The sequence below is a fragment of the Intestinibacter sp. genome, assembly GCF_034113885.1.
GTDB lineage: Bacteria > Bacillota > Clostridia > Peptostreptococcales > Peptostreptococcaceae > Intestinibacter.
The window spans coordinates 1-11,341 of record NZ_JAXEWM010000147.1 but is presented as its reverse complement, the minus strand read 5'-3'; the positions used below and the strand labels follow the sequence as shown (position 1 = coordinate 11,341).

Sequence of the window (11,341 nt, the reverse complement as noted above, 5' to 3'; positions counted from 1 at the left end):
AAGAAAAATGTATAATTTTTAACAAGTATATGAAATTTACACATTTAAAAAATTACAATTGAAGTAAAAAATAAAGATTGAATATACAGAAAATTATGTGTATTGATATTTCTATTTATTTATTTTCATTATATGGTATAATATCATACGGGTTTATAAATAAATGAAAATAAAAAATTAAAGTTTTATAAGAAATATTTTTTAAGGAGAGATTGAATATGGAGAAAAGTAGAAAAAAACTTGGACTAACTACGAGAATTTTTATCGCTCTTATTTTAGGGGCTATATTTGGGGTTATACTTTATTACCTAGTTCCAAAGGGAACTTTTAGAGATGATATTTTAATTAATGGTGTTTTTTATGTTTTAGGAGATGGCTTTTTAAGATTAATGCAAATGCTAGTAGTTCCATTAGTATTTTGTTCATTAATATGTGGTAGTGCTGCTATCGGCGATACTAAGACATTAGGTAAAGTAGGTGTGAAGACAATTATGTTTTATATGGCTACAACTGCTTTAGCTATAACTGTGGCATTATCAGTTGCTAAAGTTATAAATCCTGGTATAGGACTTGACATAGCATCAGTTCAACAAGCAGAGACAACAGTAGCTGAGTCTACTAGCTTTGCTGATACAATACTAAATATAATTCCTAAAAATCCTATTCAAGGTTTAGCAGAAGGAAATATGCTTCAAATAATAGTTTTTGCGTTGATAATAGGTATATTAATTGCAAAAATGGGAGAAAGAGCAGATTTATTATTAAAAGGATTTACTCAATTTAACGATTTAATGATGGAAATGACTGTACTTGTAATGAAGGTCGCTCCAGTAGGTGTATTTTGTTTAATATCTAAGAACTTTGCAAATATAGGGTTTGACGCATTCTTCCCTATGCTAAAATATATGTTTAGTGTTCTTTTAGCATTAGCATTACAATGCTTTGTAGTTTATATGGTGTTCTTAAAAATAGGTACAGGCTTAAATCCTATTAAATTTATAAAAAAATTCCTTCCAGTTATGGGATTTGCATTTTCAACTGCAACATCAAATGCTACAATACCAATGTCTATAGATACATTAAACAGAAAAATTGGTGTTTCTAAGAAAATATCATCATTTACTATACCTCTAGGTGCTACTATAAATATGGATGGTACTGCTATAATGCAAGGTGTTGCCGTAGTATTCGTTGCACAAGCATTTGGAATAACTTTAACACCAACAGATTATTTAACAGTAATTGCAACAGCTACACTTGCTTCAATAGGAACAGCTGGTGTGCCAGGGGTAGGTCTTATAACTCTATCAATGGTATTTGCATCTGTAGGTCTTCCTGTAGAAGGTATAGCTCTTATAATGGGTATAGATCGTATATTAGATATGACAAGAACAGCAGTAAATATAACTGGAGATGCAGTTTGTACTACTATAGTTGCATATCAAAATAAAGACGTAGATGTGGACGTATTTAATAGTAAAGAAGTCGAAGAAGAAATAGATGCTATTAGCTGCTAGTGTAATAGCGATATATAAAATAAAAAGCTTTATGGAACGTATTGTTAATTTGTACCATAAAGCTTTTTTAATTAAAATAAATAATTTTTGAAATTAAAAAAGGGATTATTGCACGATACATAGTATTTTGCAGTAATCCCTTAATTAATAATAATAAAATTATTAAGCTCTCTCAACTTTTCCTGAACGTAAACATCTTGTACAAACTTTAACTCTTTTTGGAGTTCCATCTTCTACAACTCTAACGTTTCTTAAGTTAGCAGACCAAGTTCTTTTATTATGTTTGTTTGAGTGTGATACTTGGTTTCCTGCAACTTTACCTTTACCACATACACAACATACTTTTGCCATCTTAGCACACCTCCTTAATCCATAATCTTTTAGACTGAAACATATTTATATTAACACAAACATTAATATTTTGCAAGACAAATATGATAATGATTTATTTCGTATTGAAGAATTTCGCATTATCATATAAAATTATATATATAAATTGTAATAATGTAAATATTAAAAATGAAAAATCATAAATTATTTTTTTGAGCATCTTAAATTTATATATATTTAATATAAAGATTTTATATAAAATCTTTAATTTATAATGATTTTATAGTATTATATACTAATGATTGATTATTTTAATATACTTTATTATCAATTTTAATATAAATAATTAAAGAATCATGTAAATTTTACATAGTTTTTGTACAAAATAAAAGTAATAAAAAATTAAAACTTAAGGGGGTTAAAAACCATGAGTGCAAAAGTAAATAATAAATATGGATGTATAGAAATAGATAAGCAAGTTATAGCTCAAATAGTATATAGAGCTGCTATGGAAAGCTACGGTTTAGTAGGATTTTCTCAAAAAATAAAAGGAATAGTGGAATTACTAAAAGAAGGCAACATAGCAAAGGGTGTTAAAGTAACAGAATTAGAAAACAACACTATAGAAATTCAATTATTTGTTATAATGCAATACGGTATCAATATAGCTACAGTTGCAAATAACATAATAGAAAGAGTAAAATACTCTGTTGAAAATGACACTGGTATAAAGGTCAGCAAAATAGACGTTAATGTCCAAGGTATTCGAGTAAAGTAATTTAGGAGGAAGGAAATGATTCAATATATAGACGGAAAGCAATTAAGAGACATGTTTGTTTCTGGTGCAAATAATCTTAAAAATCATAAAGACATAGTAGACAAACTAAATGTATTTCCAGTTCCAGATGGAGATACAGGAACAAATATGTCTCTAACTATATCTTGTGCAATAAAGGAATTAAACAAAGTAGAAAAAGATGATATAGGACAACTTGGAAAGGCTCTTTCTAAAGGTTCTTTAATGGGTGCTAGAGGAAATTCTGGTGTTATTTTATCACAAATAATAAGAGGTATCGCTAAATCTATAGAAGGCAAGGATCAGCTTTCTAGTATGGATATAGCTGAGGCTTTAAAGAATGGCTCTGATACAGCTTATAAGGCTGTAATAAAACCAGTAGAAGGAACTATACTTACAGTAGTAAGAGAAAGCTCTGAATACGCTTTAAAGGTTGCTGCTTTAGAAGACGATATAGTAGAATTTATGACACTTTTAGTAAAAGAAGCTAATAACTCATTAAATAGAACTCCAGAGCTATTGCACGCTTTAAAAGAAGCTGGTGTTGTGGATTCTGGAGGTAAGGGATTAGTTTTAGTATATGAAGGTATGTTAAAATCACTAGAAGGCCAATTTATAGATAGTGAAGAAATTCAATCTGCTGAAGCTACTCCTATAAAAGTAGAAAACAAAATATCTACAGAAGATATCAAATATCAATACTGTACAGAATTTATACTTGAAACTGATAAAATATCTGACCTAAAAATGCGCGATATAATGATAAAATACGGTGATAGCTTAGTTGTTGTAGGAGATGAAGGTGTAATAAAGGTGCACGTTCACACTAATACTCCAGGTACTGTTCTTCAAGAAGCTCTAGCATTTGGTCAATTATTGACAATAAAAATAGAAAACATGAAGCTACAACATGAAAATAAAGTAATACAAGATGCTCAAGATACTAAAGGCGAAGTTAAAGAAGATCCAAAGGAATTTGGATTCATAGCAACTTCAATGGGTGAAGGCTTAGCTAAAATATTTAAAGATTTCGGCGTAGATCACATAATAGAAGGTGGCCAAACTATGAACCCAAGTACAGAGGATTTCATGAAGGCAATTGATGAAATGAATGCAAACAATATAATTATACTACCAAACAACAGTAATATAATTATGGCTGCAAATCAAGCCAAAGAGCTAAGCGACAAAAATATAATAGTAATACCTACAAAAAATGTATCTCAAGCATTTGCTGCATTAGTTAGCTTTGATGGAGATCTAACAATAGAAGAAAATGAAGCTAATATGTTAGAGGCCCTAACAACAGTAAAAAGTGGTCAAGTAACTTATGCTGTTAGAAACACAGTTATAAATGATGTTGAAGTAAAAGAAGGTAATATTATAGGACTAGGTGAAGGAAAACTACTATCAGCAGGCGATGATGTAGACGATATAACTACAAAGCTTATAGAAAGCTTAGTAGATGAAGATAGCGCAATAATAACTTTATTCTATGGAGAAGACACTAAGAAGGAAGATGCAGAAGCTCTACAAGAAGCATTAGAAGAAAAATTTGAAGATATCGACATAGAATTATACTATGGAGGTCAACCAATTTATTATTATTTAGTATCTGTTGAATAAATAAATAAAATCATGTAAATAATGGGGGCTGTTTCAATATTTATTGACAGCCCTTTTTAAAAGAAAACTCGTCCTCTAAATAAAGAGGATTTTTTTAGGTGATGGTAAATGGATATTTTAAATAAGAATATTCAGTTTGTAAAAGGAATTGGTCCTAAAAAAGCTTTGAAGCTGAATAAATTGAATATATTTACGATAAAGGATTTATTATATTATTTTCCAAGGGTTTACGAAGATAGAAGCAATGTAAAGAAAATATGGCAGCTAGAGCACGATGAAAAAGCATGTACAAAGGGAGTAATAACCAATATAAAAAGTCAGGTTGCAAAAAATAATATGAAAATATCGAAATTTGTTATAAAAGATGAAACTGGATTTTTGACGCTTGTATTTTTTAATCAGGACTATCTTACAAAGGTGTTTAAACAGGGCGACAGTGTAATAGTCTATGGAAAGGTAAAAAGAGAGGGTTCGATTTTAGAGATGAACTCTTCAGATATAGAGTTTTTTACTAACTCTCCTACATCTACATGTAAAATGATACCTATTTATCCGCTTACTTATGGTGTCACAAATAAAGATATATCAAATACTATAAAAAATGTGTATAATAATGAAAAAATAAGTATACAGGAGTATTTACCACAGGATATAATAAATAAATATAAATTATGTAGCATCGATTTTGCAGTTAAAAATCTTCATATGCCAAGTGACAAGCAGTCGTTAAAGATTGCGCTTTACAGAATGATTTTTGAGGAGTTTTTAATTTTGCAAATAGGTTTGTTCTATTTAAAAAATGGCATAGACAACGAAAAGGGTATAAAATTTGAAAAAAAAGAAAAATTAAATGATATAATAAAATCTCTACCATTTAAGCTTACAAATGCACAGTCTAGGGCATTTAACGAGGTAATAGGCGATATGGAAAGTGACAATGTTATGAACAGGCTTATACAGGGAGATGTTGGCAGCGGAAAGACAATAGTTGCTACTTTGGTGCTTGCCTTGGCAGTTTTAAATGGATATCAAGGAGCTCTTATGGCACCTACAGAAATTTTAGCGAGACAGCATTATATATCTTTAAGTGATACTCTATCTCCTTTTGATATAAATGTAGGCTTACTAGTAGGTAGCTTGACTAAGAAGCAAAAAGAAAAAATACTTGATAAGATAAAAAATCGAGAAATAGATATTTTAATAGGAACACATGCTCTTATAGAGGATAATGTAGAATTCGATAATTTAGGAATAGTGGTTACAGACGAGCAGCATAGATTTGGTGTAAGACAGAGAGCTAAATTATCTACAAAGGGAAATAACCCAGACATCCTAGTTATGACGGCGACACCGATACCTAGGACGCTTGCACTTATACTTTATGGTGATTTAGATATATCTATAATAGACGAGCTTCCACCAGGTAGACAGCCTATAGATACTAAGGCATTTGAAGCCAAACAAAGGGATTTTATATACACTAATTTTATCAGAGATGAAATAGACAAGGGTAGACAGGTATACGTTGTATGTCCGCTCGTCGAAGAAAGTGAAGCCATAGAGGCGAAGGCAGCTGAGGATTTAAAAGATGAGCTAAAGCAAAAGTATTTTTCTGATTTGAATGTAGAGGTATTGCATGGAAAAATGAAGCCTTCTCTAAAGGATCAAATAATGAACGACTTCAAAGAAAATAAAATTCAAATTTTAGTCTCCACTACAGTAATTGAAGTCGGTGTAAATGTTCCAAATGCAACTTTGATGATTATCGAAAATGCAGAACGATTTGGACTTGCACAGCTACATCAATTGAGAGGTCGAGTAGGTAGAGGCTCTCATAAGTCTCATTGTATATTGATTTATTCATCTAAAACTAATATATGTAAAGAGCGTATGGAGATTATGGAACAGACCAACGACGGTTTTAAGATATCAGAGAAGGATTTAGAAATAAGAGGTCCAGGAGAGTTTTTTGGAACTAGACAGCACGGCCTTCCAGAGCTAAAGGTTGCAAACATATTCAAACATATAAAAATATTGAAATTAGCCCAGGAAGAGGCGAGAAATATTTTAAAAAACGATAAAAATCTAAGCAAAAATGAAAATATCTTATTAAAAAAAGAAATAATTGAAAAATTTAGCGATATTAATAAAGAAATCTCATTAAATTAATAGATTTTATGTTAGAATATATTTATTGAAGGGAGAAGGAAATTTGAGAGTTATATCAGGAAAAGCAAGAGGATTAAAATTAAACACTCCTAAAAATGAAGATGTAAGACCGACGACTGATAGAGTAAAGGAATCACTATTTAATATAATAAATTTTGATATTATGGACAGCAAAGTTTTAGATTTATTTGCTGGAACTGGTTCTTTAGGTATAGAATGTCTATCGCGAGGTGCAAGTAAATGCGTTTTTGTAGATAAGAGCAAGGAAAGTATGGCTATAGTTAAGTCTAATATAAAAAAGGCTAGAGTTGAAAATGAAAGTATTACTATGAATATAGATTTTAAAAGCGCTATTTTATCTTTAGGAAATAAAGGCGAAAAATTCAACATCATATTCATGGATCCACCTTACTACAAAAATATGTTTGAGGATGCGTTATCTATGGTAGATCAAAATAATTTGCTTGAAGAAGATGGAACAATAATTGTTGAGCACGACACTAAGGATAGCTTTCCAGAAAATATTGGCAGATTATATAAGCGCAGAGACAAAAAATACGGAAAAACAACATTAACATTTTACAAGATGGAGGAAGCATAAATGAAGGAAAAGTTTACAAAAGCTATGTTTGCAGGGAGTTTTGATCCTATTACTAATGGACATTTAGATATAATATGTAGAGCATCTAAAATATTCGATGAATTACAAATTGGTGTACTTTACAATCCTAATAAAAAGGGCCTTTTTAATTTTGATGAAAGAATTGAGTTAATTAAATCATGTACATCACATTTAGATAATATAAAAATAGTCAGTTTCGATGGATTATTAGTAGATTATTGTGATGCTAATGGTATAAGTACATTAGTCAGAGGAGTTAGAAGTGAAGCAGATGTAAACTATGAGCTTCAAATGGCACATATGAATAAGGAATTAAATCCGGAAATAGAGACAATATTTTTACCCACAAATACAAAATATTCATTTATAAGTTCTTCTTTAATAAAAGAGGTTCTTACATTTGATGCAGATGTCAAAAATTTAGTACCTGAACAGGTTTTAAAAGCTTTAAAAAACAAACATAGAGGGAGAGAATTATAGTGGAGATGGAACTTATTGATTTACTTAAACAATTGGAGATAATGGTGGAAGAGGCACCTTCAAAGACTTTTTCACATAAGATTGTTTTGGATAGGGATGAAATTTTAGATTTAATAAAAGAAATGAAGTCTGTAATTCCAGAGGAAGTAAAGCAAGCTTCTTGGATAAATACAGAGAGAGTAAAGATTATAAGTGATGCAAAAAAAGAAGCAGAAGAAATAATTTTACAAGGGGAAAAGGAAGCTCAAAGATTACTAAACGAAAATCAAAAGAATTTAGAGGCTTTAGATAAAGAATATCAAGAAAAAATCGAATATATGATAGAAACTAATGAGGTAGTTCAAAGAGCAAACGAAAGAGCTGAAGAAATAAAAGAAAAGGCTCAAAAATACAAATACGAAATGATTGAAAGATCAAATCAATATGCAGAAGACGTTTTAAGCTTTGTAGAACAAAAATTAGAAGAAACTTTAGAAGAAGTAAGAAATAATAAAAAAGAGCTTAATCCTAGAATGTAAGTAATTCAGAAAGCTTTTATTTTGAGATTATTAAATCTATTAAAAACATTGGATAAAATAAAAAAGACTTATGTAATAAAAGTTTCGATATGTTTTATTATGTAAGTCTTTTTGTATAAAAAATTAAAGTAGAAAATATTGATAAAAGATGATAATATTTTTATTAAGATATATAATATAAATTTAATTTGTAGGAGAAAAACTATGATTTGCAAAAAATGTAATAGGGAAAATAGAGATAATGCAAATTTCTGTTCTTTTTGTGGCCATTCTTTATCTAAAAATCAAGATTCTAAAATCGATTTAAAAAAGGAAGCGTTTGAAGAAAATAAAGATGTAATCTATTTTGACCCATACGAAGATGAAGAAGTTGAATTTAAAGATTATGATTATGAAGAGGAAGATGAAGAGGTACAAAATTTCGAGTTTAAACAAGATGAACAAGAAAATAATACTGTAGATTATAATAATAATAAAAATAAAAAAGGCATAATTCTTATATCGGCGGTTTTATTGATTTTATTGGCAGTATTTATAATTCCAAAGCTAGGTTTTTCTAATAAAGATAGCGAAGTATCTGAGGCATCAGAACAAAAAACATCTACTGAAGCTGATAATAAAAGTGAAGTAGAAGATGCTTCAAAAGATGAAGATTTATCAGAGGTAAATTCTACAGTTGACAATGAAGAATTAAATCAAGAAGTAAAAGAAACGAAAAAGATATATATAACAAATTCAGAATGTAGCTCAATACTTCATGATTCTACCAACAAAGATTACGGTTCGACGAGAGTCTTAGATGGCGACTTTTCGACTGTATGGTCAGAGGGAGTCTCAGGATACGGCAAGGGAGAGTGGATTAGATTAGATTTTGATTCTATATATACTATAGAAAAAATAAAAATAGTAAATGGCCTTGTAAATAAGAAAAATGGATATTACAACAATAATAGACCGAAATCACTAGAGCTTAGATTTTCTGATGGAAGCAGACAAACTGTATATTTAGAGGATGATAATATAGGATATCAAGTCGTAAATATCAACCCAGTTGATTCTAATTACATTGAATTTACAATAAAATCAGTATATTATGGAACGAAGTACAACGATACATGTATAGCTGATATAGAGATATTAGGATATTAAAATTTATAATAGAAGTATAAGTAGGAGAAGTTTATGTACATATTAATATTTGAACCTCACAAAGGATGTAGAAAAATTTTAATAGATAAAAAAAACTCAAAAGTAAATTTAGGGAGAAGATTGAGAGATGGATATGAAAATGTTCAATTACAGGCAGATTTCTTACCTGATTACGTAGGTATAATAATTTATCACGAAGAAAAATTCTATTTTAGAAGCTACGGCAAAATCAAGATATTTGTAGATAATAAACAGTTGAATGACACATCTACAGCAGTTCGATTAGTTCACGGAAGTATGATAAAAATTCAACACGGCGAAAATAAAAATGTCTATATAGGATGTGTAGACAGTAGCATCGATGTAGAAAATAATTGGAAAATATTTAACCAGGATGAGCATAAATTTTTAAATGCTCAAAAGGACAAAAAGGGATATGTAGTAAGGGATGCAGAAAATATAGTATTCCACGGTAGAAAAATAAATGCAGGTTATTTCATTCCAAAGGACGGAGATATTTTCTTAAATGACAATTACGCCTTTTATAGTATGAAGAAAAATATATTTTTCGTGCCATTAAAACAAAAAAAACAAGCTGAGCCGGTTAAAAAGGTAAAGGTCGATAATAGCAAGATAAAACAAAACAACATTAAAAAGACATATCAAAATACTAAGAAGAAGAAAAATAAAAATGTAGCAATCTTGATGGAGCATGTAACTAGATACGATAAGAAGAAAAGATGGTATAGATTAAAGGATGTAAATTTAAAAATAAATTCAGGAAGACTTGTAGCTATTATGGGTGTTTCTGGTGCTGGAAAGAGCACATTGTTCGATGCAATTTTAAGAAGACTTAAGTTAGATTCAGGTACTATAAAGATAGACGGCGATGAATTAGGACATGTGCCACAGTTTTCTGTATTAAGAAAGGGAAATACAGTCCAAGAGATTATGGAATTTTACGCAAGTAAAAAGCTAAAAAAATGTACTAAGCAGGAGAGAATGCAAAAAATCGATGATTTACTGGATAAATTAAATTTATCTTTATTTAAGCAGTCATTAGTCGGAAGATTAAGTGGAGGACAATCTAGAAGGTTGGATATTGCAGTACAGCTTTTAAACGAACCTAAGGTTATATTAATGGATGAGCCCGATTCTGGATTAGATGTAAAGAGCTGTAGAGAATTATACGAGATTTTATCTAAATTAGTTGAAGATAAAGACAGCACTATTTTAGTAATAACTCATAATACTCATATGGCATGTAAATACCCTTATATAGACGATCTTTTATTTATGGCGTCACAAGGTAGAATATGTTTTTATGGAGAAAAGGATGAAGCGCTTAATTACTTCAATATAAATGATTTAGATGATATATACAATGCAGTTGAAAATAATCAAGATCATTTTGTACAAAAATACAACAGCTTAATGAATGGGGGTGTTTAGAATATGGGAGTTATAATAAAAAATTACGTAAAAAATTTAAAAAATGAAAAAGCACATTATATATTTATAGGATTTCCTCTGATTATATCTTTATGCGTAGGATTGACTTTAAGAGATAAGATGTTTGATAATTACGCAGATACTAGATCTAGACTATTTGCGATAGTTTGCATAGCTATATGGATTGGGCTATTTAATTCAGTACTTGAAATATGCAAGGAAAGATCGAGTATAAAGATGGATTTGGACAGTGGATTTAGGGCAAGTGAGCTATTTATATCTAGATTTTTAGTCCACGCAGTTATATGTTTATTCCAAGCAATTATAATATTTGTAATATGCACAATTTTTGTTGATTTTCCTAAAGAAGGGGCTATAATGAGTCCTTCAGCTATAGAGTATATGCTGTCTATATTTTTAATAACATTTAGTGCAGATATTATGGGTCTTTTGATTTCTTCATTATGTCCAAGCAATGATATTGCCAATAGAAGCTTACCGTTTATATTGATGGTGCAGTTTATATTTTCAGGGCAATTGTTTGAGCTTGGAGATACATTAGATAAAGTATCTAAGTTTACTATAAGCAAGTGGGGAATGGATTTACTAGGTTCAATAGGAAATATAACTGATTTAAAAGCCGTTATGGTTTTAGAACAAGATGTATTAGATGCATTTGAGT

Annotated in this window: 11 protein-coding genes; 10 read left to right on the top strand and 1 reads right to left on the bottom strand. The window is 29.7% G+C overall.

What is annotated here, in order from left to right:
- Positions 1-218: 218 nt before the first annotated feature.
- Complete coding sequence (locus SPD90_RS09225) at positions 219-1,517, top strand: dicarboxylate/amino acid:cation symporter (RefSeq protein WP_320925027.1); 1,299 nt, start codon at positions 219-221, stop codon at positions 1,515-1,517.
- Between the two features lie 162 nt (positions 1,518-1,679).
- Here SPD90_RS09225 and rpmB read toward each other — a convergent pair whose 3' ends face one another.
- Positions 1,680-1,868 carry a 50S ribosomal protein L28 gene (rpmB, locus tag SPD90_RS09220; protein WP_290687078.1) on the bottom strand — a complete coding sequence of 63 codons (189 nt, stop codon included), beginning with the start codon at positions 1,866-1,868 and terminating at the stop codon, positions 1,680-1,682.
- A 406-nt stretch (positions 1,869-2,274) separates the two neighbouring features.
- On the opposite strand from rpmB, the gene SPD90_RS09215 reads away from it, so the two are divergent.
- The 9 genes from SPD90_RS09215 to SPD90_RS09175 all read left to right on the top strand — a co-directional run.
- Positions 2,275-2,625 (top strand): Asp23/Gls24 family envelope stress response protein, encoded by a 351-nt coding sequence (locus SPD90_RS09215; RefSeq protein WP_320625723.1) that lies wholly within the window; start codon positions 2,275-2,277, stop codon positions 2,623-2,625.
- 15 nt (positions 2,626-2,640) lie between these two features.
- Positions 2,641-4,269, top strand: a complete 1,629-nt coding sequence (locus SPD90_RS09210) for a DAK2 domain-containing protein (protein ID WP_320625724.1) — start codon at positions 2,641-2,643, stop codon at positions 4,267-4,269.
- A 108-nt stretch (positions 4,270-4,377) separates the two neighbouring features.
- Positions 4,378-6,438: an ATP-dependent DNA helicase RecG gene (gene recG / locus SPD90_RS09205; protein WP_320925026.1), complete on the top strand. Its 2,061-nt coding sequence runs from the start codon at positions 4,378-4,380 to the stop codon at positions 6,436-6,438.
- Between the two features lie 25 nt (positions 6,439-6,463).
- Positions 6,464-7,039 carry a 16S rRNA (guanine(966)-N(2))-methyltransferase RsmD gene (gene rsmD / locus SPD90_RS09200; RefSeq protein ID WP_320625726.1) on the top strand — a complete coding sequence of 192 codons (576 nt, stop codon included), beginning with the start codon at positions 6,464-6,466 and terminating at the stop codon, positions 7,037-7,039.
- A complete protein-coding gene (coaD, locus tag SPD90_RS09195) occupies positions 7,040-7,540 on the top strand; it encodes a pantetheine-phosphate adenylyltransferase (RefSeq protein WP_320625727.1) in 501 nt (166 codons plus the stop codon).
- Complete coding sequence (locus SPD90_RS09190) at positions 7,540-8,058, top strand: hypothetical protein (RefSeq protein WP_320625728.1); 519 nt, start codon at positions 7,540-7,542, stop codon at positions 8,056-8,058. The genes coaD and SPD90_RS09190 overlap by 1 nt, the downstream gene beginning before the upstream one ends.
- A gap of 204 nt (positions 8,059-8,262) precedes the next feature.
- The gene (locus SPD90_RS09185; protein WP_320925025.1) at positions 8,263-9,207 is read left to right on the top strand and encodes an NADase-type glycan-binding domain-containing protein; all 945 of its coding nucleotides are present in this window, start codon (positions 8,263-8,265) and stop codon (positions 9,205-9,207) included.
- Between the two features lie 33 nt (positions 9,208-9,240).
- Positions 9,241-10,659: an ABC transporter ATP-binding protein gene (locus SPD90_RS09180; RefSeq protein WP_320925024.1), complete on the top strand. Its 1,419-nt coding sequence runs from the start codon at positions 9,241-9,243 to the stop codon at positions 10,657-10,659.
- Between the two features lie 3 nt (positions 10,660-10,662).
- Positions 10,663-11,341 (top strand): ABC transporter permease (locus tag SPD90_RS09175; RefSeq protein ID WP_320925023.1); only part of this gene is annotated, 679 nt, incomplete at its 3' end.